We start from the raw sequence: 25,061 nt of genomic DNA on the forward strand, positions 1-25,061 counted from the left end.
ACGCTTTGGTGCACGTCATCGTCAATCGCCGCGCGCGGCACCTTCGGTCCGAGGGCGCGCTTTACCGCACGCTCACCCAGCCGACCCACGGCGGATCGCCGCGAAAGGTCTACGAAACGCGGTCTTTCGACGAACTCGACCGCGCTGCCCGGGACATCGCCGCAAAGGCCAACGGGGCGGACCGGGTCGTCCTTGCCGGTGGCGACGGCTCGTACATGGCCGGCATCACCGCACTGGAACGCGCCTTTGGCGAGCGGCCCCTTCCCAGCATCGCCCTCGCCCCCGGCGGGACGGTCGCCACGGTTGCGCGCAACTGGGGCCTGTCCGGTCCCACCGAGCCGTACGCCGCGCGCCTGCTCGCCGCCGTGGACCATGGCGCCGCGCAAACGACGTTGCGCCCCACGTTGCGCGTGCGCGACGCGCAGGGCGGCAACCGCGTCGGCTTCATCTTCGGCACCGGGCTCGTCTCGCAGTTCTTCGACGTGTATTACGCCTCGCCGCACCAAGGCTATGCGGGCGCCGCACGCATCGTGGCGCGCATCTTCGCGGGATCGCTCACCGGGGGAAAGCTCGCGCAAAAGGTGCTCACACCGCTGCCTTGCACCTTGTCCGTCGATGGAGAGACGCAGCTGCCCAACGCCTACAGCCTCGTGGTCGCCAGCGTCGTGCGCAACCTCGGGCTGTCCATGCGCGTCCTCTACCGCGCCGGAGAGGATCCGAACCGCGTGCACCTCGTGGCAAGTCCGCTGGGCGCCAAGCGCCTCGGTCCGCAGATGCCCCTCGTGCTTGCCGGCAAGCCGCTGCGCGGCCGCGATCACATCGACAGGTTGGCGGGCTCCTTCCGGGTGACCTTCACCGGACCGGTCGATGCCTACGTGTTGGACGGTGACGTGCTGCGTGCACCGTGGGTCGAGGTCGCGGCGGGTCCGACGTTGCGGGTGCTGACAGCTCCGTCCCCCTGAGCCTCGGAAGGCGCATCGCCAACGCGGACGATTGCGTCCGCGATCGCGGTCGGTTCCGTCCGGTGGGTGACGAGAATGACCGTTCGTTTCCCCCGCAGGCGCGCAATCGCATCGAGCACCCGCGCCTGCGCGTCGCGATCGAGCCCGTTGGTCGGCTCGTCGAGCAACAGCACCGGGGCCTTCGTCGCCATGGCGCGAGCCAACCCGATCCACTGACGCTCTCCACCCGACACCGGGCGCTCGTCGGAGCCGAGCCGGCGCGTTCCAAGCTGCGTGACGAGATGATGCGCCCCCAGCGCGTCGAGGCAGGATTCCGCCGCGTCGGCATCGGACGCGACGCAGACATTTGCCTCGAGCGTGTCGAGAAGCAACGGCGAGTCCTGCGGCACCCACGCAAACGGCCGCGCCCCCGGACCGATCGCCGCCTCCGTCACATCCGCCCCTCCGTACATCACGCGACCCCCCATGGCGCGTTCGAGCCCGAGCAAGGTGCGCAGCAATGTCGACTTTCCTACGCCCGTCCTCCCTAGAACGACGACGATCTGCCCTGCCTCCGCCCGAAACGAAATCGCCCCCGCCCTCCCCCTCCCCAAGAGAAGCCCCTCAATCTCTAGATCCCCCGTGCCCGTGCCCGTGCCCGATCGGGTCTCGGGCACCGGCAGGGCCAAGGTCACGGGCAGGGTGGAAATCGCCACGCGCGCCCGCACCAACGCCAACCGCGCGTCGGTCAGCTCACGCAGAGGCCGATACGCCAGGAAAAATGCGATCGCGAACGGCAGCAACGTCGCTCCGCCCGCGCCTTCTCCAAGCCACCCCGCCCGCGCGGCAAACAACGCCAACACCAACGCCAACGCGCCCAGCACTTCGTTCGATCCAGACAGCGCAGCCGCGGACACTTCCATGCGTGCAGCATGACGAGTCATCTCGCGCCCCAGACGTGCCATATGCGCCTGCACCTTGGGCACCGCTCCGTACGTTGCCCAGAGATCCGCATGGCGCACGGCCTCGTCGGCCGCCTCGAGCAGCGACTCGCCTTGGGCCGCCCGCGTCTGCAAACCGCGCTTGTACTTTTTGCGCACGTAGCCCAGCAGCGCACCGAAGGGTGCGAACACGAACGCCGATGCCGCGGCCAAGCGGGGCGAAATCGCCACGAGCACCAACGCGAGCGGAACCAACTGCGCGATCGCGCGTACTCCTCCGAGCAGGCCGATCTCCAGGCCTCGTTCCAGATCGTGCACGCGTTCGGTCAACGCAGCGACATGCTGAGCCCAAGGACCACGCGTTCCCACGTCGGACGCGTCCGTCCCGTCTTTCCCGCCATGATCGGGCTGTCGTACCGCACGCCAACGATGATCACTCAACCACGCGTCGAGCACGCGCTGGCGCACCCAGATCCCCACCTCGCCCGCAAGTTGCGCCTGCAAATAAGCCGCTCCACTTTGCCCGGCGACTTTGAGGAGCATCGCACCGAGACCGACCACAGCCGCCACGACAGCGGGATCCGTGGAGACCCAAGCAGTACATCCACGCAGAGCGGCAAAAACGTGTCCACTGGATCCCCCGCCCTCCGGGATCTCGCCCCCAAGGAGCGCCCGTGCCAACACGCCCGCGCTGAGCGCGACGCTGGCGTGGCCGATGGCATGCATGAAGGCGGCGACCAGAAAAAGAAGGACGCGCCCGGGACGCTTCAAAATGACGAGCCCCAAACGGCCATATGGAAGACGAGGGACTGTCACAACCGAAGTGACTCTCGCTTATCGCAGCACACGCCCCTAAATCCAGCGTCGGGTGGAAGTAGCGATCATCGTGCATTGTGCACCCCCGCCCCCCACGACAGCGGCGCAAGCCGGTCTTACGTTGCCATCATCGCCCTTTGACCCGAGATGCAAACGAAGCGTACCGCCAGGTCCGAGACTCTTTCGGAGCGTGAAAAAAATCACGCAGTCGCTGCACCCAAGACCCTTGTTGCGCCCACGCGTAGCACAAGCCCTAGGGGAACGAAAGTTGCAACGAAAATTGCGAAAGTCCCCGCCAAAGACCTCAACCATCTCGCCAAGTCAAACAAGTCCGGCCGGCCTCAAGACTCAGACTCAGACTCAGACTCACCGCCCCAAGCCCACCGAGCGCATGCACCGCTCGCTTCAACTGCCAGAGCAACTTCTCGGTCTCCCGAACCGCCTTCAGGTCACTCTTCCGAGGGTGCAGGTCGCCAACCTCGCCAATCACAGATAGCCGCGTCAGCCAAGAAAAAAACGAGCCCGTCGCCATCACCCCGGCATGCTTCGCGTACTTCGCAGGTTCTGACTCCCAGCAGGTCACTTGTCAAAGATTCTCGTTCGCCCACCCCCTCATCCGCATCGGTCTCGGAACTGCCCGCCGAGCCGAGCCACGTCCGGGCCTCGCCCAAGGCCAGCCTCAAGGAAGCGAGCATGAGCAAAAGCAGCCGCGCCGCCGCCGTTGCCACCACCGAAGAATCGCCCCCGAGTTCCGCCGCCTCCTCCTCTTATGGAAGAGCTGCAACGAAGGAGCGGGTTCATAGTGTTCCGCCCCCCGGATACGGGGGCGATTACGAAGCGGAAGAAGCCGAGCCCGCTTCTGAAGGGCCGGCCGCTGCCGGCAACAACATGGACGACGTCGTCGGCGAGGACGAGTTCGAGGCCGACGCTGAAGCCGTCGTCGCGGAAATCGACTCGATGGATCCCGTCGTCAAGCCGCGTACGCCCAAGGAGTTCGAGGACGGCGGTGGGGATTCCATGCTCGCGCGCTACTTCCGCGAGATGGCCACGCACCACGTGATGGGGCCCGAGGAGGAACTCGCCACCGCCATCGAGGTGGAGGACGCCGAGATCGATCACTGGGTCGCCATCTTCTCGTACGTGCCCGCGGCCGAGTACACGCTCGACTCGCTCGAGAAGGATCTGCCCACGGCCGAGGACGAAAAGCTCGATCTTCCGCAGATCGCCGAGCTTCGGAAGCTCATCAAGACGTTCAAGAAGCAGCGCAACAAGCTCACGCGCGAACAAGAAAAGAAGTGGAACGCCTTCACCACCGCATTGGGCCGCGCCATCCGCCTGCCCGACAGCGATCGCTTGTGGATCGCGCACGCGGAGGAAATGGGCCGCAAGCTCGGCAACGAGCCCGATCCGGACGATGACGCCGTTCTCGGCGGACCCGGCGCCTCCACGCCCGAGATGGAGCCCGAGTCGAGCGTGCAGCTTCGCGCTCCGATCCTGCCGATCACGGCGCAGTACAAACGGTACTGCGATCGGATGACGCAGGCGGCATTTCACAGCAAGGCGGTGAAGAACAAGTTCGTCAAAGCGAACCTGCGCCTCGTGGTGTCGATTGCGCGCCGCTACAACCGCGGCCGGCTGCCGCTGATCGACCTCATTCAAGAGGGGAACATCGGTCTGATGAAGGCGGTCGAGCGCTTCGATCACACGCGTGGCTACCGCTTCTCGACGTACGCGTCGTGGTGGATCCGTCACGCGATCAGCCGGGCGCTGGCCGACAAGGGTCGCGCCGTGCGCATCCCCGTGCACATGCTCGACACGCACAACCGTGTCGCACGCGCCACACAGGCGGTCATCGCCCGCACGGGCCGTGATCCGACATTGGCCGAGCTCGAGAAGGAGACGGGCATCCCGCAAGAGAAGCTCGACAAGGTGAAAGGCTCCTGGGCCGAGACGCCGTTCTCCCTCGATCGCCCCGTGGGCGACGAAGACGGACGCAAGTTCATCGACTTTTTGCAGGACGAGAACCTGCTCTCGCCGTACGAGAGCCTCGTTTCGCAAAAGTGGGGCGAGGAAGTGCGCCGTTTGCTCGGCACGCTCACGCCCATCGAGTCGCGCATCATCCGATGGCGCTTCGGCCTCGACGACGAGGACGAGCTCACGCTCAAGGAGATCGGCGACAAGTACAACCTGTCGCGCGAACGCATCCGCCAGCTGCAGGAGCAAGCGCTGGGGAAGATTCGCAAGCACATGCGGGACTGAAGGGCGAGGCTACTCGCCCCACTGACGGCGTAACAAAAGCTCGACCAGTTTGTCGGCGGCGGACCGGGCAACGTCTGCCTTGCCGTTCACCTGGTTGAAGAGAATCGAGAACGCGAGCGGACCTTTGCCGGGCGGGCCGAGGACGTAGCCGGAGAGGGCAATCGCGTCTTGCAGGGTACCGGTCTTCGCGCGGATGGCACCGTGGTGGCGGGTGGCGCGGAAACGCTTGTGCAGCGTTCCATCGACGCCGCCGGTGGCGAATTGGGCGATGAACTCGGGCTGGACGGCGGCATCGCGCCACATGGCGCGCAGGAAGAGGACGAGGCTGGTGGGCGTGGTGCGGTTCGCGTCGAAGAGACCCGAGCCATTCTTGATGGCGAGGCCCGTGTCGCCGGCGCCGATCTTGGTGACCCAGCGGCTCACGACCTCCGCGGCGTCGGCGCTCTTGCCGGGGCGGCCTTTGACCTCGCTGCCCATCGTTTTGAAGATCATCTCCGCGTAGAAGTTGTCGCTCTGTTTGCCGAGTGCGTAGAGCAGCTGCGAAACAGGCTCCGACTCGTGGCGCGCGAGCAAGTTCCCTTTGGTGGCGGTGCCGACTTTGACCTCGCCCGCGACCTTGATGCCCACCTTGTCGAGCATCGCGCGAAGCACGTAGCCGGGAAGCAGCGAGGGATCGTCCACGCGGCGCGTGTAGCGCACGACGCGCGCATCGCTTCCCACCGAGCCGGAAACTTTCGCGGCGAGCCGTTTGCCATTGCCCGAGAGCGCGAGGACCACCGAGTCGCGCCCCTCGGCGGTGGCCACGGTGCCGTCGACGTCGACGAAACCGGGCGGGTCGAAGCTCACCACGGCGGGCGAGCCCGCCTGGGTGGGCCGCACGGACAACGTCACAGTGTTCTCGTTGACCGAGAGCGCGGCAATGGGCGCGCGGAAGGCGGCCCACTCGTTGGGCTGCTGCTCGAAGGCCGGCGGGGTCGTTTGCTCGTCCCAGAGGTGCTGATCGACCAGGAGATCGCCAGAAACGCGCCGCACACCCTGCGCGTGCAGCTCCTCGGCGAGGGCGTAGAGATCCGCGGTCGAGAGCGAGGGATCGCCATGGCCGCGAAGAACCAGCGGGCCTTGCACCTCGCCGTCCTTCGACGTGCCGAAGAGCGCCGTTTCATAGCGATGGTCGGGCCCGAGCAACGAGAGGGCGGCCCCCGCCGTGAAGACCTTGGCGTTCGAGGCAGGATTGAGCGCCGTGTGCTCGTTGGCGGTGGCAAGATAGTGGCCGGTGTCGCAATCGAGAATGGCCACGGCCACCTGGGCGTCTTTGAACTTGGCATCCGCCGCCATCGCGCGCACCGCGGCCTCCAGATCGGGGACGTGGTCGTGAATCGGGCCGGCGGAGACCACCGGCGCAACGGCAACGGGTGCCGCCTGCGGCGTGGCATCGCGCGCGACGAGCATCACGACGAACGCGGCGACGAGACAGCGGTACGGACGAAGCTCGAACATGGACTCGCTTTTATCGTGACGGCGGCCGTCGCGGCGAGCAGCCTTTGCTGCCAGCGGGCCGGCGCGGAAAAATCGGCCGACGCCGTCGAGCTCATCGTGCAAAACGACGCGGAAACGCTGGATCCCCGCTACGCGGTGGACACCGTGGGCCTGCGCGCGACGCGGCTGATTCACGCCGGCCTGGTCCGGCTGGATCCCGATACCTTGGCGCCCGTCCCCTACGCCGCCGAGAGCTTTCGCTGGCAGGACGAGCGCACCCTGCGGGTCGAATTGCGGCGCGACGCGCGCTTTCACTCGGGCGCACCGCTCACGCCCGCCGACGTGGTCTCGACCATCCGCGCCTTCGGTTCGCCCAAGGTCGGCTCCCGGCATGCACGCGCCGTCGAGGCCATCGCCGAGGCCCGCGAAGACGGCGAGCACGCCGTGATCATCACGCTGAAACGGCCCCACGGCACGCTCCTCACCGATCTCGAGCTGCCCATTCTTCGCGCCGACGAAGCCGCCTCGCCTCCCCATCCCGCCGGGGACCTCGATGGCCTAGGTCCCTACACCGTCGCGACCCTCGCGCGCGGCACACTGACGTTGGCCCCCTCCGCGCGAGGGCTGGGGAGCGCAAGCCATCCCGTCATCCTGCGCACCGTCCACGACGAAAACGCCCGCGCCCTTCGCCTCACCGCGGGCCGGTCCGACGTCGCCCTCAACGTGCTCGCCCACTCGATCCTCCCTGCCCTCGCGCGCGAGCCCGATCTCAAGGTCACCTCCCGCCCCGGCGCCAACCTCACGTACCTCGTCGCCCGCGTCGACCGCGGGCCCCTCGCCGACGTGGCCATCCGCCGCGCCCTCGCGCAATCCATCGACCGCGAGACCATTGCGCGCACGTTGCTCGGCGGCTACGCCAAGCCGGCAAACGCGCTCATCCCGCCCATGCATTGGGCCCATACGAGCCTCGCGCCGCTGGCCTACGACCCCGCCGCCGCCCGCCCCGTTCTCGCGCCGGCAACCTTGCACGTCACCTTGCTCACCTCCACGGATCGCAGCCGCTTCACCTTGGGCCGCTACATCGCCCAACAATGGGCCGACGCCGGGGTCACCGCGGATGTGCAGCCCTTGGAGCTCGGCACCATGATCGCGCGCCTGAACGCCGGCGATTTCGATCTGGCCATCCTCCAGATCCCCGAGGTCACCGAACCCAACGTGCTGCGCGTCTTCCTGCACAGCGCCTCGATCCCACCGGCCGGCGCCAACCGCGCCCGCGTCCGCGATCCGCGCGTCGACGCACTGCTCGACGAAGGCCAACGGCTCACCGATCGCGATGCGCGCCGCGCGGTCTACGCCGAGCTCGAGGCGCGTCTGCGCGAGCAGCTCTATATCGTCCCCCTCTGGAACGAGGACCAAGTCGCCGTGGTCGGCCCCCGCGCGCGAGACTTCGTCCCGAGCGCCGAGGGCCGCTGGCTTTCCCTCGCTTCTCTTCCCTAGCCCCAGCTCGCGTGGTAGCCGGGGTCCTCGATGTTGGCCGCCTGCGCCGTCGGTTGAAGCGGCAGGTGGGTGTCGACCATCACCGCGAGTTCGTCGGTGCGCGTGCTGCCGATGCTCGCTTCGTAGGCGCCCGGATGCGGACCGTGAGCGATGCCTGCCGGATGCAACGAGAGCGCGCCCGGACCAACGCCGCGGCGGCTGGTGAAGTTGCCCCGCAAGTACAGAATGACCTCGTCGCAGTCGACGCTCGAGTGCGGGTACGGACATGGAATCGCTTCCGGGTGCGTATCCGTCACGCGCGGGACGAAGGAGCACACCACGAAGCCGTGCCCCGCGAAGGTCGTGTGAATCGTCGGCGGCAGGTGAATCAGCCCCGTCTTCGGCTGGTACTTCTCGATGTGGAAGGCCCAGGGATAGACGAAGCCGTCCCACCCCACGATGTCCATCGGCGGGTTCTCGAGGACGTAGTGCGAGTAGCGCCCGTGCTTCTTCACGTACAGCTCGCGCGGGCCCTGCTGGATCCGATCGGGCGTCGAAATCGGCCCGGTGGGCCGCACGAAATCGCGATGCGTGTAGGGCGCATCCATCACGAACTGCCCCACCGGATTGCGGAACTGCGTCGGAATGTGCACCCCGCCGTGTGCCTCGAAGCACATCATGCGCATCGACTTGGACGAGATGTGCCAGCGATGCACCATCGACTTGGGAACCCACACGTAGTCGCCGGAGCGAACGTCGAGCCAGCCGCAGGGCGACTCCAGGCGCGCGTTGCCTTCCTGCACGAACCATAGTTCGTCGCCGTCACCGTTGGCGAAGTACGCTTCGTCGGTCTCGGTGGGGCGCGCGAGAAGGATGGTGAGATCCTTGCTGAACAGGATGGGAAAACGCCGCTCGAAGAGCTGACCGCCCTGCGGGATCTTGTCGCTCAGATAGAGCCGCCGCTTGAGCGGGTGAATGGCCCGCTCGTCGGCGACGGGGGGCGCATAGCCTCGGTGGGTCGAGGAGACCTCGCGGTGCGCCGTGATGGGATACCGGTGATAAAAATAGGTGAAGGCACCGCTGAACCCGTCCCGGGTGAACATCTCTTCGTAGAAGAGCCCCCCGTTCGAATCGCGCAAGGCCGTATGAGGCTTGTCCGGAAAGATGCCCGCGTGCCCTCGATCGATCACCGCGACTCTCCGCCCTCTGCCTTTTGCGCCCGCTCGATGCTCTCGAAGAGCGCGCGGAAGTTGCCGAAGCCGAAGCCTTTGTCGCCGGCCCGCTGGATGATCTCGTAGAAGAACGGACCTGCACGCGACTCGTCGTACAGCGTGGCCGCCTCCTGCATGAAGATCTGCAGCATGTAGCGGTCGTGCGATCCATCGACGAGGATGCCGAGCCGCTCGAGCTCCGCAAGCTCCTCCTTAACGTTGTGGATGCCCAGCTTCTCCAGGCGCCCCGGAAGGTCACGGTAGTACGCGGGATGGGTGGCCATGAACCGCACGCCACGGCCTTTCAGCTCTTCCACCGTCGGGATGATGCGATCGACGGCGAAGGCCACGTGCTGCACGCCGTTGCCGGCGTTGTCGTCGACGAACTTGGTGATCTGCGAATCGCGGAAGAAGGGACGGAGGGGTTCGTTGGTGGCGAACTTCACGCCGCTGCCCGGATCCCACATGACGATGGAGCGAAGGCCCGAACCGGTGTCGCGACCCTGGGCGACGTCGTTCGTGTGGAAGCTGATCTCCCAGAACGGCACCATCCCCAGTACGTCGCGGTACCACGCGATGATGGGCTGCATGGTGAGGCCGTTCGACGTCACGTGGTCGACGCCCGCGATGCCGAACATGTTCTCCGGGCGGACGCCGTTTCCGTGGCCACTGTCCTCGAAGCCCGGCGCGAAGGCGGTGAAGTCGTTGCGCTCGACGAATCGGAAGGCCACGTCCCCGAGCGGGGTCGCAATTTCGATGGAGCGGTACGAACCGCCGCGATCGTCCTTTTCCTCAATGGGATCGCTGAGGAAGGTGCCTCCGCGGACCTCGAGGAACTGAATGGCCTGATCCAGGTTCTTGACCCGGAAGCCGAGGCTCATCACACCGGCCGGGTGGCGCCGAAGGTAGCGTGCCGCCTTGGATTTCTGGGCCAGCGGCGTGGAAACGCACACGCGCGCCTCGCCGGCTCCGAAGACGATGGACTGCTGACCACTGCGGGTCACCAAATCGTTCCCGGCGCGTGCGACTTCCTTGAAGTCGAGGACGTCGGTATAAAAGTGGCGTGAGCGCTCGAGGTTTTCGACGACGAAGTGAAAACTGTCGAAGCCGATGAGCCCCAAGCTGGAAGGTGCGGACTGTTTAGCAGACGAATCCGCCGAGCCCGTACCGTGCGAAACGTTGGATTCTTCTTTCATGGGCGTGGACCTTAGCATCTGAGTTATCGACGTGGTGCGGGGACAGAAGCAGCTTTATGACGGGCAAAGTAGAAACAGAAACTCGGTTGTGGTATCGCCACGCTGCGTAAACGGGAAGACATCGGAGGTGCTCGGCTTGCCGCGCCGCGCATCAACGTGAACAAGGAGGCAGGACGATGAGCCGAAAGCCGACGAAGTACGTATTTGTTACCGGCGGTGTCGTCTCCTCCATCGGGAAGGGACTGACGAGCGCATCCGTCGGAGCGTTGTTGGAAGCGCGTGGACTGCGCGTGACCCACGTGAAGTTGGACCCCTACATCAACGTGGACCCGGGCACGATGAGCCCGTACCAACACGGTGAGGTGTTCGTCACGGACGATGGAGCCGAGACGGATCTCGACCTGGGTCACTACGAGCGCTTCACCACAGCTCGGATGACGCGTCAAAACAACTTCACGACCGGTCGCATATATGAGGCCGTCATTTCGAAGGAACGACGCGGCGAATACCTGGGGGCGACGGTCCAGGTCATCCCCCACATCACCGACGAGATCAAAGCGCGCGTGCGCGACGCCACCGACGGGGTCGACGTGGCCATCATCGAGATCGGCGGCACGGTGGGTGACATCGAGTCGCTCCCCTTCCTCGAGGCGATCCGCCAATTGAAGATCGAGGCCGGCCCGCAAAACGCGCTCAGCATGCACGTGACCTTGGTCCCGTACATCGCGACGGCCGGCGAGCTGAAGACGAAGCCCACGCAGCACTCCGTTAAGGAGATGCGCGAGATCGGCATTCAGCCCGACGTGCTCATCTGCCGTACGGCCCAGCCGCTCTCCCGCGGGACCAAGGAGAAGATCGCGCTCTTCTCGAACGTGTCCGTGGAGGCCGTCGTGTCCGCCGTGGACGTGAGCTGCATTTACGAGCTCCCCGTGTGGTTCCACAAAGAGGGGCTGGACGAGCTCATTTGCGAGCGCCTGAACATTTGGAGCCGCCAGCCGGATCTTTCGACGTGGCAGCGCATCACCGAGCGCTTCACCAAGCCGACGAAGGGCACGGTGAAGATTGGCGTGGTGGGCAAGTACGTGCACTTGCGTGACGCGTACAAGTCGCTGCACGAGGCATTGGTACACGCCGGCATGCAGAACGACTGCCGCGTGGAGCTCGATTACATCGACTCGGAGGAGCTCGAGCGTGACGCCGTGGAGGCGCGGCTCTCGCAGCTCGATGCGATCCTGGTGCCGGGCGGCTTCGGCGATCGCGGGACCGAGGGCAAGATCGCGAGCATCGGGTATGCGCGCGAGAACAAGATCCCGTTCTTCGGGATCTGTCTGGGGATGCAGCTGGCCGTGGTGGAGTTCGCGCGCAGCATCGCGAAGCTCGCCGGCGCGAGCTCGGCGGAGTTCGACAAGGACGCGCCGCACTCGGTCATCGATCTGATGGGCGATCAGCGCAACGTGCGCAACAAGGGCGGGACGATGCGCCTTGGCGCGTATCCGTGCTCGCTCAAGCCGGGCACGATTGCGGCCGAGGCGTACGGCACGACGGAGATTTCCGAGCGGCACCGCCACCGCTACGAGTTCGCCAACGATTACCGCGATCAGCTATCTGAGGCCGGCCTCATTTTGTCGGGTGTGTCGCCGGACAAGCGCTTGGTGGAGATGATCGAGCTGCCGGAGCATCCGTATTTCGTGGGCTGCCAGTTCCATCCGGAGTTCAAGAGCCGCCCGGCCTCGCCGCACCCGCTGTTCGCACGCTTCGTGCGCGCGGCGCTCGAGCGACAGACGCAGCGCACGCGCCCGAGCAGCGAGATGCGCAAGGCACCGTCTCCGCAGCGCGAGATCAACTAAGGGCAATACCGTGGTCGTTCGGCCGGTGGTGCGGCAGTACAAGGAAGCCTACGCGCGCGAGGCCGCTCGACACGTGCGCGCGGGCGGCCATGCCGTGGTCTGGGAAAAGGGCGGGAAGGTGCGCCTGGTGATTCCGGTTCCCAAGGCGGACGATCCGATGGACCTGCACTACTGGTCCTTGCTGGATCTGGGAAAGAGCCGCTGGAAGAAGATGCCCAGCGGGCCATACCGAGGGCTGGCCATCGCGATGATTCCGCGCGACTGCCACGACATCGTGCGACGGCGCGCCGAGCGGGACGCCGTCTGGCCCGAGGCGCAACGCGCGATCACGTTCGATTGCCTCGCCTGCGGCGCTTGTTGCCGAGACAACTACGTCGAGCTGGACAAGGATGACATCGCGCGCTTCCGCAAGGCAGGGCGTGCCGATCTGCTGCGGCGCCCGTACACGCGCAAGAAGGACGGCAAGCTGGTGCTGCGGCTCTTGAAGTCGAAGCGGTGCCGCCATCTCGAAGACGACAACCGCTGCGCCATCTACGAACTGCGGCCGTCGGCCTGCTCGGTATTCCCCGTCGGAAGCGAGTGCTGCTTGAACGCGCGCGAGGTGGAATTCGAGATGTACGACGGCGACCCGCCCGCTCGCTAGCGGACGACTTCGTAGAGCTCTTTGAGCTTGGCGCGGACGTCGGGGGCGGTGAGCTTGCTCGCGATGGCACGATCTACGAGGGCGCGGCCGTCTTTGCCGCCGTGCTTCAAGAGGATTTGGCCCGCGCTGACGACGGCGGCCTTGACGGGGGCGGTGGCCGCGGAAGCGTAATTCAGGACGAAGAACTGCTTCACGGTGGGAACCTCGGCGGGGCCGGCCAAGGTGGTGAGGGCGGCGGCCGTCTCTTGGAGATCTTGGTCCGGCGTGACCGGATCGAGCAAGTGCGAGCTCAAGAGAGGTGCCGCACTGGGATCGTTCATCGCGGCGAAGGATTGCGCGATGGGGCCGACGGGCGGCGGCTTGAGCACGTTGTGCAGGTAGTCGTAGCGGCGCTCGAGCGCCGCCAGCATGTAGCGCCCGCCCTTGCGGCGCGCGGCCAATGCGGTGCGCACGTCGGAGGCCACGAAGGGGCTGATCGCGGGGTCGTTCATCACGTCGATGAGCGCCTTGGTCGCCACTTCGTCCTCCAGCGAGGCGATCTCGCGCACGAGCAGGCGCTTGCCCGTGGCCAGCTCCGGATCGGGCACGCGCAGCGCCTCCGCCAATTCCTCGGCGAGCGCTACCGGGCGCGCCGGCTTGCCCCCGCGCACAGCCAGCGCGTCGACCTGCACGACGCAGCTTTTCACGGGCTCGCCCAGATCGCGCTCACCGAGCGGATCGCCCTGGTTGGCGCTGAGAAACACGACTTTGCCTTGCTCGTCGCAGATGAGGAAACCATCCTCGCCCGCAGCGCCACCAATGACCTCCGTCGGGTGCGTGTACACCCAGGAGAGGCCACCGCGCGAGGCGTCGAAGCCCATGATGATGCGAAAGTACGTCGCGTAGTAGCGCGAGTTGGCCACGACGAGCCACCCCTGCTCCGGTGCGCTGCCCTTGTCGGAGGTCGCCGCCGTGGTCTGCACGTTGGTCGTCGGACGCACGTACGTGCGCACGCGATCGCGCGCGCTGGCGACCAGCTTCGGCCGCTCCTCGATGGGCGGCATCAGCACCGGCGAACCTGGGAGCTCGCGCGGTGGAAGCATCACGTGCGACGCCTTCTGCAGCGATGCATCTTTGATGCGCTCGTCGAAGCGGTACACGCTGTTTTCGCCGAAGTAGACGCTCCCGCCCTGCGTCCACGCGCGGCTCACCTGCTCGCGGAACAGGATGCGCGCCGGCTCGTCCGCCGCAACGACGTCGAAGACGCTGACGTACTGCCGACCCCACGGAATGAAGGCGAGGCCACCCACCACGGCGGGCACGCCCACTTCTTTGTCGGTCTCGATCTGCCGGCGCACGTTGCCGTCGCGTTCGATGGCGAGCAACGTCGAGCCGCGCGCACCGCCCGATCGCCCGAAGGTGATCACGGTGTACTGCCCATCGTCGCCCGCGCCGATCAGCGGAAGGCCGCCCGTGGGGCGCGCCCAGAGCTTTTTCCCACTGCGCGCATCGAGCGCGAAGACTTCGCCTCCGCCGGAGCCGACGACGACTTGCCCCGCAATCGCGGGGCGCGCATCGAGCGGGTGCGCGTAGGTCCACTTCTCGCCGCTATCGAGCAACACCGCGACGATCTTGTCGCCGTTGCCGGCGACGCCGATGGCGATGTCCGTGCCGGGCGACGGCCGCGTGCCCGCGAGGCGGCTGCGCACGGCGTCGACGCCCTGGGCGCGATCGGCGGACCAATCGCTGGAAAAGAGATCGGCCCGGTTCAAGGCACCGCCGCACGCGGTGGAAAGGGTGACCGCGGCAAGGAGAAGGCTCTTGGCAATCTTCACGATCCACTCGCCCGCGTGGTGGCCTTGACGGCTTGTTCGATCAGCGTCTTGAGGCGCGGCGACCCCGTCGCAGGCCATCGCTTTTGGATGCCCAAGAGAAACTTGTGCGCTTCGTTCGTCTTCAGCTCGCGCACGCGGCCGATGACGTTGGCCTTCGTGTCCTCGTTCACCTCCGCCACCGGGCGAAAGAGCATCGGTTCTAGACCGCTCTCTACCAAATCGAGCGGGAGGCGGCCGAGGCGCGCGAGGAAATCGGCGCATTCGTCGGCGTTGCAAAGTTGGCCGATGGGCGCAGCGGCCTCCACGACACGGTGATCGAGCGCCAGCGCGAGATCGCCCACCGCCTCGCGCGCCCGCAGCACACCGAGGCTCGTCGCGGCGGCGCTCCGAACGGGCGCCTCCGAATCGGCCAGCGCGTGGCGCAACGCCGCGACGGCCGCGGGGCCCTTCGTGCGCGCCAGCGCCTTCGCGGCGGCGGTCCGCACCTTCGCGTCGCGATGCTGAAGGTAGGCGGCCACGCTGGGCGTCGAGGCCGGCGATTCGATTTCAGCGAGGGCGTTGAGCGCGGATTCCGCAAGCGCACCATTGAGCCCGCGATCGAGAAGGCCAGCGATTTCGCCGGCCAGCGAGGTTGCCCCCTTTCCGGCGAGGCGAGCATCCTCCAACGCGGCGGCGATTCGCTCGGGCTCGCCCGACTTCAGCTTTTCCGCCGTCCCCGCAGGCAGCGGCTTGCGCGGGGCAAGCGGGCCAGGCGGGCTGGCGTTCGAAGGCGCGATTTTCGGTGGGGCGGGGGGCGGCTCCGCGGCGCGGGCCCCACCGGCGATGCCTTGCGCTGTGGCGACGATGCCAACCACGGCGCAGGCGAGAGTCCAGGGTCTTCGCATGCTCACATGATCGGGAATATCATGTGCTATTCGAGCTCTACAACCTGTGGACACGTTCGGCACATGTCGCATTCGCCGTGGCGTGTGCTATTGCGGGCTTGAAACATGGGCCCTTCATCACCGAGTCAACCCCCGGGTGCCCGCTCGAGCGACGTCCCGCCGAGGGCGCAAGGCCCTCGAAGGCCCTGGTATTTGATGACCGCGCTCGTCATCGCGTGGATCTTCGGGGCGATGGGCTTCGTGAACGGCTGTACGACCGTCATGGTGTTGCGCGGCGAGGGTCCGGCTCCGCACGAAACCACGGAGATGATCCAGAGCGACGAGCAGCGTGCGCAGGCCTCCCAAGCGGCCGAGAATTACTACAGCACGATGAACCACGCTCGGCACCGCTACTTCCCCTTGTCGGTGGCGGGCATGTTGCTCGGCGGCGTGATGGTACTCTTCGCCGCGCGGGCCATGTCGGGCCGCGAGGCGGCGCGCAATCCGTTGATTCAAGTCGTGGCCGCACAAGCCGCGTTGGTCCTGTTGGCCCATTTCCTCGCGGCCGACGTGCGGCATGCGAGTTTGAATTTCGAGAACGCCATCACCGCTGCACGCATGCGTGACTCGACACAGGATCCTCAGGCGCTAGAATCCGTCGAGCAGTTCGTGGCGATGGTTCCGAGGATACTCCACATGCGCGACACGGGATGGCTGGTCGTGCGCTCGCTGTTGAGCGGCTTCATCGTCATTGCCCTGACCCGCACACGTGCGCGTGAGTTTTTCGAGGCCGCCAACGGTCGCTTTTCGGAGCGATGAGCAAGATCCGTCAACTCTCGTCGGATCTCGCGAACCAGATCGCCGCGGGCGAAGTGGTGGAACGCCCCGCGAGCGTGGTGAAAGAGCTCGTCGAAAATGCGCTCGACGCCGGCGCGACCAAGGTGCGCGTCGAGATCGAACAAGGCGGCCTGCAGCGCATTCGCGTGAGCGACGACGGCAGCGGCATGGACCCCGAAGATGCCTCGCTCTGCCTCTTGCGGCATGCGACGAGCAAGATCGATCGGGTGGAAGATCTGTCGAGCCTTCGCACCTTCGGCTTTCGTGGTGAGGCCCTCCCCAGCATGGCCTCGGTGTCGAAGCTGGTGTTGATCACTCGCGATCGCAGCCAATCCGAGGGCACCGAGGTGCAGATCGACGGCGGAGGAACGCCGCGGGTAAAGCCGGCCGGGTGCGCGGTGGGAACGAGCATCGACGTGCGCGATTTGTTTTTCAACGTGCCGGCGCGAAAGAAGTTCCTGAAGTCGACCGCGACGGAGAGCGCGCACGTGGGCGACGTGGTCACGACGGCGTCGCTCGCGCGTCCCGATGTGTCGTTCACGTTGACCCGCGATGGTCGCGTGGCGCGCGAGATGCTCCGGGTCACAACGCGTGCGGAGCGCGTGGCGCAGGTCATGGGCTTCGGCGACGACCGGGTGGCCCACGGCCAAGGCGAGCGCGGGCCTCTGCAGATCGAGGCGTACCTGTTGGCGCCGGAGAAGGCGCGCGCGGGTGCCACGGGGCTTCACCTCTTCGTGAACGGACGGCCGGTGCGCGATCGGATGTTGTCGCGGGCCGTGGCGCAGTCGTTTGGATCGGTGCTGGAGGCGGGGCGCTTTCCGGTGGGCGTCGTCTACTTGGAGCTTCCGCCCGAGATGGTGGACGTGAACGTGCACCCGCAAAAAGCGGAGGTGCGTTTCACGGACGCGCGGGCGCTGTGCGATGCGTTGACGCGAGAGCTCTACGGGGTGACGTCGCAGGCCTTCGCGATTCCGGCCTTGGGGCCGCCCACGCGGCCTTGGCTCCCGCCGCCCGCCGCGTCACGAGCCGCGGCGTATCCCATTCGGGAATTTACGCCGCGGGAGCATGGTTATGCGGGCGCGCCCGAACGTCTCCCCCACCCCAACCCTCCCCCGGAGGGGGAGGGAGCCGAAACGTCGATCTCGGAGCTGACGCCTGCCGTATCGGCTCCCGGGGTGGGCGGGTCCGAGGCGCCGGGAGGGTTGGGGTGGGGGGGTGCAGCGGGGAACGCAGCCTGGACGGCCACCCCCGTCGAAGCCGATTCACTCTTCGCCAATCGGCCACCGCTGCGGTTTTTGGCCCAAGTTCGAAAAACCTTTTTGCTCTGCGAAGGCGTCGATGGGCTCTACATCGTCGATCAGCACGCAGCCGCGGAACGGGTGACCTTCGATCGGCTGCGCAAAGCCTTTGCCGCACGGGATGTGGCCATGCAGCGGCTTTTGGTGCCCGAGGTCGTCGAGCTCTCCCCGGTGGAGGTCGCGGCCCTCGAAGAGCGGCCCGAGGATGTCGCAGCCGTCGGCCTCGAAGTCCGCGCCGTCGGCACCAACGCCGTTGCGGTACACGCTGTACCGAAATTGCTCGTGCGCGCCAACCCCGAGCGCCTCGTCCGTGACCTCGTCGCCGAACTGACCCGCCAGGCCAATCGCCCCTTCGGTGGCGCGGCCGACCTCGTCCTGGCCACCATGGCCTGCCACGCCTCCGTCCGCGCAGGCGATACGCTTTCTCCCGAGGAGGCCACTGCACTCCTCGCCTCGCTCGAAGGGATCGACTTCTCCGGGCACTGCCCGCACGGCCGTCCCATCGTCATGCACTTGACCTTCGCCGAATTGGAGCGGCGGGTTGGACGCTGAGCCGAACCTCACGCGCTGGCTGGACCTCGCCCTCGCCACGCTTCAAGCGGATCCCGAGTCGCTTCCCGTCATCGTCGGCCCGACCGCCAGCGGCAAAACCTCCCTGGCCATCCGCCTCGCCGAAGCCCTCGACGGCGAAATCGTCAGCGCCGACAGCGTCCAGATCTACCGCGAGTTCGACATCGGCTCGGGCAAGCCCACCGCCGAGGAGCGCGCGCAAGCCCGCCACCACCTCATCGACGTCCAAGATCCCCTCGAGGCCATCGACGCCGCGCGCTTCGTGGAGATGGCTGATCGCGCCATCGGCGACATCCGTGCACGCGGCAAGCGCCCCATCGTCTGCGGCGGTACCTTCCTCTGGGTGCGCGCCTTGCTGCACGGCCTCGCACCGAGCCCCGCCGCCAACGAAGCGATCCGCGAACGCCATCGCACCCTCGTGCTCGAACAAGGCCGCACCGCGCTTCACGACCGCCTCAAGGAGGTCGACCCACCCAGTGCCGCGCGCCTCCACCCCAACGACGTCGTACGGGTCAGCCGCGCGCTCGAAGTCTTCGAACTCACGGGCCAGTGCCTGAGCGGCCACCAAGAGTCCCATGGGTTCCTGCCGCAGCGCTACCGCGCGCACCTCTTCGCCATCCTCTATCCGCCCGACGTGCTGACCGATCGCATCACCGCGCGGGTCGAGGCATGGCTCGCGGGCGGTTGGATCGACGAAGTCGCGGCCCTTCGCGCGCGGGGCTATGGCGACACACGCGCGATGGGCTCCGTGGGCTACCGACAGGTCGCCATGCACCTGACGGGTCAGCTTCCGCAAGAAGAGCTGAAAATCGCGATCGTTCGCGCAACCCGGGTTTTTGCGAGGCGTCAGCGCACGTGGTTGAACCACGCACCCGTCATCCGTCTGGGGACGTGACTAAGGGAGCGAGCTGTGCGATAAGTTAAGGCCTCGTGTTGTAAATTTGTCATGGGGAGGCACCCTCTATGTCTCAATTTGTAGTCACCCAGCGCTTCATGTCGCTCGCAACCAACTACGACGTGACCGCACCGGGATCCGAAGACGTGCTTCTGACCATCAAGGGAACGCTGATGAGCCCCACTCCCTTGTTCTCGTTGGTCGAGGGTACGAACGGCAAAGAGCTGGCCACGCTCCGTGGAAATTTCGCCAAGACGCAGTTTCACGTTCTCGGCGCAGACGGCAAAGAGCTCGCAACGGTGGACTTCCCCGCCATCGCGCTGAAGAAGAAGCTCGCCCTCAAGATCGGCGACCGGGAGTACACCGCCGACGGTGGCGTGTTTAGCGGTGTCTTTCAGTGCAAAGACGCCGGCGGCAACATCGCCATCGAGATTTCCAAGGTCCGCAGCGTCCGCGACAAATTCAGCGTCGTGACCAAAGACGACATTGGGCAAGAGGTAGGGCTTCTCGCCGCCGTCGCCATTCACTCCCGCTTCTTCGAGATGGTCTAGCCGCTCGAGCTGCTCGGCTCACAGCGACATGGTCGCATCCAGCCACGCGCCGAATGTCTCGGGCTCCACCTGCGGCGGAGGGCTCGTGGCCTTCCAGATCTGTCGCGGAACATCCAGCTCCGCCTCCGCCGCGTGCTCCAGCGCCCTGGCCTCGTCCTGCTCCGGGTAGGTGGGCGGAAGTGGATCACGCTGCGGGGACTCGATTGGCCCCACGGGGTGCAGCGTCTCCGCCGCCGCGTCGAAGCTGTAGTCGGCCGCAACCTGCTTGCCCGACGCCGGGGGCGGCGTCATCGGGGGCTCTTCCGAGACGGGGGCGGCTTCGCCCTCCTCGAGGATCGCACGCCGTGAGGACGACGGTGTCTCGTCGACCTCGACAGTGACCCCCACCGAGATGCGCTCCAGCTCCGACTCGTTGACGATCATCTCGTCCGGATCGGTCAAAACGACACCGCTCGCACCTGCCACGCGCGCCCCGGAGGGCACTTCGTGCAGGTCCACCGTGGCTACGACGGGGGGAAGCTCCGCTTCGATGGGAGGAAGCTCGAACGGCGCGCCGTCCACCGCAGGCGCGTCCATCACGGGCACGTCCAGCGCGGACACCTCGACCGAGGTACGCACCGAGTCGTCGTCGGCGTCGACGTGGATCTCCACCACGTCCTCGCTCACCTCGTACTCGTCCAGCATGTTCGCTGGGAACGACTCCGGCTCGTCTTGGACGTCGTCCTGGATATCGTCGTACTCCGAGAGGCGCCCGCTGGTGACCAGATCCGAAATGCGGCCGTCCTCCACGATCTCGTCGGAGAACCGCGGCGGTCCCTCTTCGTCTTCCGGCTCTACGGGCAGCGGCGGCTCGACCTCCGCAGCACCGTCGACCTCCGCCACGGCACCGGCGGTAAAGGCCACCTCGGCCGCGAACGTCTCCGGATCGTCGAAGGTCGTGCTGATGCGGATTTCCGTATCCTCCGGAGCCCACTGCGCGACGCTGCCGGAAGAGACGCCGTTCAGGCCACGCGGCTGAGCGCTTCTCTGCCGGATCTTCTCGAGGAGCGCCTCGAGGCGTCCGATACGATCCCCCTTGGTGGTCATGCGCCGCCCCGCCCCTGGAGACGCGAAAGCGCGTCCGCCCACGAGGTGCCCTCGGCCATGAAGGTCCGCACACGATCAATCGCGTCGCGACTGGCCACCAGGATGCGCTGCACCGGACCGGCCGCGAGGACCATGCACGAGACCTCCGTCTGCGATGCCGTGGAAAGGGCGCCCTCGAGGAGCGACGCGATGAAGCCGCCGCCGATGCGAGGAGCATGCTCGACGACGAGCACCATGGCCTTGCCCCAGCGCTCGATGCCGAATGCACCGAGACCGGCCACGCTGAATTCGAGTGCGACGGTGTTGATCATCGCGTCCAGCGATGCTCCGCGCACACCAGAGGTACCTCCGAATCGTGCTGCGATCCTCTCCCCCATGGATTGACCGATTCCTTTGGCTACCGATGCCACGGCTTCCGGCTCCGCCGCGGACACGAGGTCGTACAGGGCTTCGACCGGCACGAGTACCGCCCGTTCTGCCCCCATCGCGCTCACGCTGCCTCGCGCCAAATCGAAGTCCACCACGTGGGAAAGGTCAGACGACATGGCCACCTCGATCTATAGCGCGCGTTTCATGCGCTTGGAACGCCTTGTTCAAAAGCTTTTCGCCGGGATATTCGTTACGGATGCGAAATATCGTGGCCATGGCGACCACGCTGCTCGCCTGGCAAATTCCCGCACGGCCTGCCGCAGACGCCGGATGGCTGAAGGCTTGCTCCTTCCGGCACCCGCTCTGTGTGCACGCAAAACCCACCACACCGGCAAACACGGTGTTGACCGTGCTGGACGAAACGGAGCGCGCGTGGGATGGCGCCACGGGGCCACTCGCACTGCCACCACCCGACCCATCGCCGACCACGGGCGCGTACGACGTGTACCTCGTCGACGGCGCGTCCCAAGACGCCTCGACCGTGTTGGACGAGCGTGACCCCATCGCGAGCTTCGATCGCGCCAGCGCATTCACCTCGTTGGATGCGCACCTCACGGGGTGCGCGCGCACCCACGCCATCGCGCGTGGTCTTTTGCGCGCCATCACCTTTCGCGTGAGCCCCAACATGGACGCCGGAAGCGCCGAAGCCCAAACCGAGTCGCTGGCCCATGCGCTCAGTCCGTGCATCACCCCCGAAACGACCGCGCGCGCGACGTTTCAAGCGCACCCGGAACGCGCCCTTCCGGATGCGTGGCCCGAGTTCGCCCCCACCGTGGGGATGACGTATGCGCAAGGAGCGTCCCTCTTTTACGACTGGATGGACGATGGCTTCGGCCAGCAACCGGGCAGCATCGTCCGCGCGATCTGGGCGTTGAGCCCCGGCAAGACCGACACGTTCGAGATCCTTCGCAGTAGCTTCAAGAACGCCCTCAGCTCGGGCTCCACCTTGGACGATCTGCTGCTCGGCTTCGCCGTCGGGCGCGTTCTTCCCAGCGCGGGCATCGCACCGCGCACCGATTGGCAGATCGATTGGCCCGCGAAGCCGCGACGCCTCGCCCCGCGCGATCCCACCGCCCCCACCGGCAGCGCCTACGTGGTCGTACGCCGCGCCGGGGCTCCGCCGGGGGCGCGGCTGCGCGTCGAGGCCATCTGGGAAGAGCATGCGAAGATGCGCTGGAGCGTCGTGAAGCTCGATGCGGGCGGCCGCGAGATCGCCCGCATCCCGGTGGCTTCCGCCGAGCGGGCCACCGAGACGCAGGGCTCCATCGTCGATCTCGATGCGACGGACACGCTGGTCGTGGTGGGGACCAACGCCGGCGATTTCACCCCGCCGTTCGATCCGGACGATGCCGTTTGGGAGCCCCACGGTTGGCGCCTGACGCTCGCCGCAGAGTGATTCCCAGCGCTGCGAATGCACCGCCGGCCCACACGAGCCAACTGTACGAGGGCGAGGGCATGCCGGCCATGGCCACGGTGCATCCGCCCTTTGCCGACGAAGGATAGTGCGCCACCCAGAGATCGGCCGAAACGGGAACGACCTTCGGCGTGACGATGTCGGCCCCGTCGAAGGTGGCCCCCAGGAGCATCCGCGCGCCACCACGCCCCGCGGGCACGTTCACCGTGTACGACCAGAGGCCCGGCCCGCGACGGGCCACGGTGGGCGCCGTCTCGATCGGCGTGCCGTTGATCTCCACGCGCGGTTGCAGCCGCGCTTCCTCGAACTGGTCCGCGCGATGCTGCCCATCGGCGCCGCGCAGCTCCAGGATCGCCGTGAGCGGCGTCGAGCCGTCGGCGGCCGCGTAATCCGCACCCAGCGCGATCCAGCTGGTCTCCACGCTCGGAAGCACCAGCGACGGGTTCTTCGTCTGCTCGAGGGCATCGAGCGCGCCCACCACATCGAGCTCGCCCGGTCCGCCTTGGTCCTCGAAGCGCGTGTTCGGCGTGGGGCGGAAGCGATGCGCACCGGCCTGGATCAACGCGGTGATCTTGTCCTGCGTCAGCGTCGGATCGCGCTGGAGCAACAGCGCAATCGCGCCGGTGACCATGGGCGCCGACATCGACGTTCCCATCGCCACCGCGTGCGTCTCGTCGATCTGGAAGCATCGCGGATCGCGGTCGTTCTGCCCCGCATGCACCGGAGGGCACGAGGTGGTGAACATGCTGCGATCGCTCCCGGGCGGTGCGCCGCTGCTCATGGCCGCAATGATGCCGGCGCCGGGCGCGGAGATCTCGGGCTTGGCCACGCCGTTCACGTTGGGCCCCGCGCTGGAGAACCAGCACGCATCGCCTTCGGTGGGCGGAATGAGCTCTTTCGACGCGTCCACCATCCCGCCCGCCGCATCGAGCACGGGGACGCGCACGCCAACCTTGCCACCGGCAATGCTGACCCAATTCGGCCGATTGACCGTGCAGCCGACGGAGAGAATCGACGGATGCGTCCCGGGCAAATTGATGGTGCCTTCACGCAAGCCCGCGGCGAAGGTGGCCGGGTTGATCGTCTGCACGTCGCCGGTGCGACCGAGGTACAGATCGGCAGTGCCCTCACCGGTGAAGGTCACGTAGTACGTACCCTTGGGCCATTTTCCAGACCACAGTACGACGGCGCCGCGCGAGCCTGCCGGCACCGGGCTGTCCGTCGCCGTGCTGCCGTAGATGACCCCCGCCTCGTAGTCGTCGTTGTCGCCTTTTTTGCCCCTCGTTTGGCCATCGCCGATCGGCGAGATCCACGTGCCGCTGGGGGAGTCGAGGCCAATCTTCAAATTGGCGCCGCCCCGCAAGGTGACCCACACCTGCACGCCACCGTCGCTGGCGCCTTCGGTCGTGATGGGCACGCGCACCGTCGCACCACTGGCCACGTGCACGCTCTGGTGGATCGCATCGCCGCCGATCGATCCGCTGTTACCTGCTGCCGCAACCAGTGCGCGACCCGGATGGGTCGGCCCCACGAAGCTGGCCAGCGCTTGCTCCCAGAGGGTCGTACCATCGTGGGGGCCGAAGTCGCCGCCCAGCGAGAGGTTCACCGCCACCGGCTGCTTCTCCGCGTCCGCGCGATCGAAGACGAAGGAGACACCGCGAACCAGGTCGTCGTTGCTGATGCCCGTCGCCGTTCCGCCGAGGCCCGCCACGATGAGGCGCGCCTTGGGCGCCATCCCGCGGTACAAGCCTCTCTTACCGAGATCGTCACCATCGCCCGCGGCGATCGACGAAACGTGGGTGCCGTGACCGACGGCGTCGTTCGGCAGCGGCTTCTTGTCGGCAATGAGCTGATCGATCTCCTTCGCGCTGTACACCGCGCCAGCGACGACCTTGCCGTCCGCATTCTTGATGCCGAACCTCTCCTCGAGATCCGGATGCAGCCCGGCCGGCGCCACGGACATGTCGAGCAGCCACGCGATGCGCGAGTGCCCCGTCTCGTCGAGGAACTCCGGATGGCTCACGTCGATGCCCGTGTCGGCCACGCCCACCAACGTGCCCGCGCCGTCCGCGCCCAAGGTGTCGTACGCGCGATCGGCCTGAACGGTGCCCCGCGCGACCGACATCAACGTGTGCAGCGGCGTGGTCACCTCCATGTGCACGCCGGGGTGCGCCTGCGAGAACGCGATGAGGCGCTCCGGCGTGCCCGACACGCGCCCGATGCCGGGTGCAAAAGGCTCGACCCCCAGCGATGCCGCCGTTTCGCTGCGCGGTATCGCCACCAGGGCTCCAAGCTGCGCCCCTCCGGGCACCTGCGCGCGGGCAGGTGCCAACGTGCGCACCGCACGCGGCCCGAGCACGCGCAAAATCCCTGCCGCCTCCGGATGCACCGGATCCGCGACCGCCGCGACAGGGACCAACAAGGTAAGAGCGAAGGCGAGAAGGCCAGTACGGCCCCCTCCCCCTCGGAGGTCCGCCGCTCGCGGCGGCCGACTTTCA

General features: G+C 66.9%; 19 protein-coding genes. 10 read left to right on the forward strand and 9 right to left on the reverse strand.

The window, feature by feature from the left end:
* The first annotated feature begins 8 nt into the window (after positions 1 to 8).
* Positions 9 to 962 carry a hypothetical protein gene (locus tag LVJ94_42595; protein WXB03581.1) on the forward strand — a complete coding sequence of 318 codons (954 nt, stop codon included), beginning with the start codon at positions 9 to 11 and terminating at the stop codon, positions 960 to 962.
* On the opposite strand, the gene LVJ94_42600 is transcribed toward LVJ94_42595, so the two are convergent.
* Positions 872 to 2,698, reverse strand: a complete 1,827-nt coding sequence (locus LVJ94_42600) for an ABC transporter ATP-binding protein/permease (protein ID WXB03582.1) — start codon at positions 2,696 to 2,698, stop codon at positions 872 to 874. The genes LVJ94_42595 and LVJ94_42600 overlap by 91 nt on opposite strands.
* Positions 2,699 to 3,391: 693 nt before the next feature.
* Between LVJ94_42600 and LVJ94_42605 the strand changes: the two genes are divergently transcribed.
* Complete coding sequence (locus LVJ94_42605; GenBank protein ID WXB03583.1) at positions 3,392 to 4,957, forward strand: sigma-70 family RNA polymerase sigma factor; 1,566 nt, start codon at positions 3,392 to 3,394, stop codon at positions 4,955 to 4,957.
* A gap of 9 nt (positions 4,958 to 4,966) precedes the next feature.
* On the opposite strand, the gene dacB is transcribed toward LVJ94_42605, so the two are convergent.
* Positions 4,967 to 6,454: a D-alanyl-D-alanine carboxypeptidase/D-alanyl-D-alanine-endopeptidase gene (gene dacB, locus LVJ94_42610; protein WXB03584.1), complete on the reverse strand. Its 1,488-nt coding sequence runs from the start codon at positions 6,452 to 6,454 to the stop codon at positions 4,967 to 4,969.
* A 15-nt stretch (positions 6,455 to 6,469) separates the two neighbouring features.
* On the opposite strand from dacB, the gene LVJ94_42615 reads away from it, so the two are divergent.
* A complete protein-coding gene (locus LVJ94_42615; GenBank protein WXB03585.1) occupies positions 6,470 to 7,930 on the forward strand; it encodes an ABC transporter substrate-binding protein in 1,461 nt (486 codons plus the stop codon).
* Here the strand turns inward: LVJ94_42615 and LVJ94_42620 are convergent.
* Positions 7,927 to 9,099 (reverse strand): homogentisate 1,2-dioxygenase, encoded by a 1,173-nt coding sequence (locus LVJ94_42620; protein WXB03586.1) that lies wholly within the window; start codon positions 9,097 to 9,099, stop codon positions 7,927 to 7,929. The genes LVJ94_42615 and LVJ94_42620 overlap by 4 nt on opposite strands.
* Positions 9,096 to 10,316, reverse strand: coding sequence for a VOC family protein (locus LVJ94_42625; protein ID WXB03587.1), 1,221 nt, complete (start codon positions 10,314 to 10,316; stop codon positions 9,096 to 9,098). The genes LVJ94_42620 and LVJ94_42625 overlap by 4 nt, the downstream gene beginning before the upstream one ends.
* Before the next feature lie 176 nt (positions 10,317 to 10,492).
* Here LVJ94_42625 and LVJ94_42630 point away from each other — a divergent pair, with 176 nt between their 5' ends.
* Together LVJ94_42630 and LVJ94_42635 are read left to right on the forward strand one after the other, a co-directional pair.
* Positions 10,493 to 12,163, forward strand: coding sequence for a CTP synthase (locus LVJ94_42630; GenBank protein ID WXB03588.1), 1,671 nt, complete (start codon positions 10,493 to 10,495; stop codon positions 12,161 to 12,163).
* 10 nt (positions 12,164 to 12,173) lie between these two features.
* On the forward strand, positions 12,174 to 12,806 hold the full coding sequence (locus LVJ94_42635; protein WXB03589.1) for a YkgJ family cysteine cluster protein: 633 nt from the start codon (positions 12,174 to 12,176) through the stop codon (positions 12,804 to 12,806).
* Here the strand turns inward: LVJ94_42635 and LVJ94_42640 are convergent.
* Both LVJ94_42640 and LVJ94_42645 read right to left on the reverse strand, forming a co-directional pair.
* Complete coding sequence (locus LVJ94_42640; GenBank protein ID WXB03590.1) at positions 12,803 to 14,620, reverse strand: PQQ-binding-like beta-propeller repeat protein; 1,818 nt, start codon at positions 14,618 to 14,620, stop codon at positions 12,803 to 12,805. The genes LVJ94_42635 and LVJ94_42640 overlap by 4 nt on opposite strands.
* Positions 14,617 to 15,504 (reverse strand): HEAT repeat domain-containing protein, encoded by an 888-nt coding sequence (locus LVJ94_42645; GenBank protein WXB10801.1) that lies wholly within the window; start codon positions 15,502 to 15,504, stop codon positions 14,617 to 14,619. Before LVJ94_42645 ends, LVJ94_42640 begins: the two co-directional genes overlap by 4 nt.
* 195 nt (positions 15,505 to 15,699) lie before the next feature.
* On the opposite strand from LVJ94_42645, the gene LVJ94_42650 reads away from it, so the two are divergent.
* From LVJ94_42650 to LVJ94_42665, 4 genes are all read left to right on the forward strand, one after another.
* A complete protein-coding gene (locus tag LVJ94_42650) occupies positions 15,700 to 16,302 on the forward strand; it encodes a hypothetical protein (protein WXB03591.1) in 603 nt (200 codons plus the stop codon).
* A complete protein-coding gene (mutL, locus tag LVJ94_42655; GenBank protein ID WXB03592.1) occupies positions 16,299 to 18,170 on the forward strand; it encodes a DNA mismatch repair endonuclease MutL in 1,872 nt (623 codons plus the stop codon). Before LVJ94_42650 ends, mutL begins: the two co-directional genes overlap by 4 nt.
* Positions 18,160 to 19,083, forward strand: coding sequence for a tRNA (adenosine(37)-N6)-dimethylallyltransferase MiaA (gene miaA, locus LVJ94_42660; GenBank protein ID WXB03593.1), 924 nt, complete (start codon positions 18,160 to 18,162; stop codon positions 19,081 to 19,083). Before mutL ends, miaA begins: the two co-directional genes overlap by 11 nt.
* 68 nt (positions 19,084 to 19,151) lie before the next feature.
* On the forward strand, positions 19,152 to 19,634 hold the full coding sequence (locus LVJ94_42665) for a hypothetical protein (GenBank protein ID WXB03594.1): 483 nt from the start codon (positions 19,152 to 19,154) through the stop codon (positions 19,632 to 19,634).
* A gap of 18 nt (positions 19,635 to 19,652) precedes the next feature.
* Here the strand turns inward: LVJ94_42665 and LVJ94_42670 are convergent, their stop codons facing one another.
* A complete protein-coding gene (locus LVJ94_42670; GenBank protein WXB03595.1) occupies positions 19,653 to 20,720 on the reverse strand; it encodes a hypothetical protein in 1,068 nt (355 codons plus the stop codon).
* Positions 20,717 to 21,265, reverse strand: coding sequence for a hypothetical protein (locus LVJ94_42675; protein ID WXB03596.1), 549 nt, complete (start codon positions 21,263 to 21,265; stop codon positions 20,717 to 20,719). The genes LVJ94_42670 and LVJ94_42675 overlap by 4 nt, the downstream gene beginning before the upstream one ends.
* A 98-nt stretch (positions 21,266 to 21,363) precedes the next feature.
* On the opposite strand from LVJ94_42675, the gene LVJ94_42680 reads away from it, so the two are divergent.
* Positions 21,364 to 22,545, forward strand: a complete 1,182-nt coding sequence (locus tag LVJ94_42680; GenBank protein ID WXB03597.1) for a hypothetical protein — start codon at positions 21,364 to 21,366, stop codon at positions 22,543 to 22,545.
* Here LVJ94_42680 and LVJ94_42685 read toward each other — a convergent pair.
* Positions 22,472 to 24,985 carry a S8 family serine peptidase gene (locus tag LVJ94_42685; GenBank protein ID WXB03598.1) on the reverse strand — a complete coding sequence of 838 codons (2,514 nt, stop codon included), beginning with the start codon at positions 24,983 to 24,985 and terminating at the stop codon, positions 22,472 to 22,474. The genes LVJ94_42680 and LVJ94_42685 overlap by 74 nt on opposite strands.
* Positions 24,986 to 25,061 lie beyond the last annotated feature (76 nt).

Source organism: Sorangiineae bacterium MSr11367 (genome assembly GCA_037157805.1).
GTDB lineage: Bacteria > Myxococcota_A > Polyangia > Polyangiales > Polyangiaceae > Pendulispora > Pendulispora rubella.

What these genes read in the sequence shown, in the direction of transcription:
- LVJ94_42645 (WXB10801.1), bottom strand. Translation starts at nt 15,504, where the DNA reads ATGCGAAGACCCTGGACTCTCGCCTGCGCCGTGGTTGGCATCGTCGCC.
- mutL (WXB03592.1), top strand. Translation starts at nt 16,299, where the DNA reads ATGAGCAAGATCCGTCAACTCTCGTCGGATCTCGCGAACCAGATCGCC.
- dacB (WXB03584.1), bottom strand. Translation starts at nt 6,454, where the DNA reads ATGTTCGAGCTTCGTCCGTACCGCTGTCTCGTCGCCGCGTTCGTCGTG.
- LVJ94_42680 (WXB03597.1), top strand. Translation starts at nt 21,364, where the DNA reads ATGGCGACCACGCTGCTCGCCTGGCAAATTCCCGCACGGCCTGCCGCA.
- LVJ94_42605 (WXB03583.1), top strand. Translation starts at nt 3,392, where the DNA reads ATGAGCAAAAGCAGCCGCGCCGCCGCCGTTGCCACCACCGAAGAATCG.
- LVJ94_42630 (WXB03588.1), top strand. Translation starts at nt 10,493, where the DNA reads ATGAGCCGAAAGCCGACGAAGTACGTATTTGTTACCGGCGGTGTCGTC.
- LVJ94_42650 (WXB03591.1), top strand. Translation starts at nt 15,700, where the DNA reads ATGACCGCGCTCGTCATCGCGTGGATCTTCGGGGCGATGGGCTTCGTG.
- LVJ94_42675 (WXB03596.1), bottom strand. Translation starts at nt 21,265, where the DNA reads ATGTCGTCTGACCTTTCCCACGTGGTGGACTTCGATTTGGCGCGAGGC.
- LVJ94_42670 (WXB03595.1), bottom strand. Translation starts at nt 20,720, where the DNA reads ATGACCACCAAGGGGGATCGTATCGGACGCCTCGAGGCGCTCCTCGAG.
- LVJ94_42625 (WXB03587.1), bottom strand. Translation starts at nt 10,316, where the DNA reads ATGAAAGAAGAATCCAACGTTTCGCACGGTACGGGCTCGGCGGATTCG.
- LVJ94_42665 (WXB03594.1), top strand. Translation starts at nt 19,152, where the DNA reads ATGTCTCAATTTGTAGTCACCCAGCGCTTCATGTCGCTCGCAACCAAC.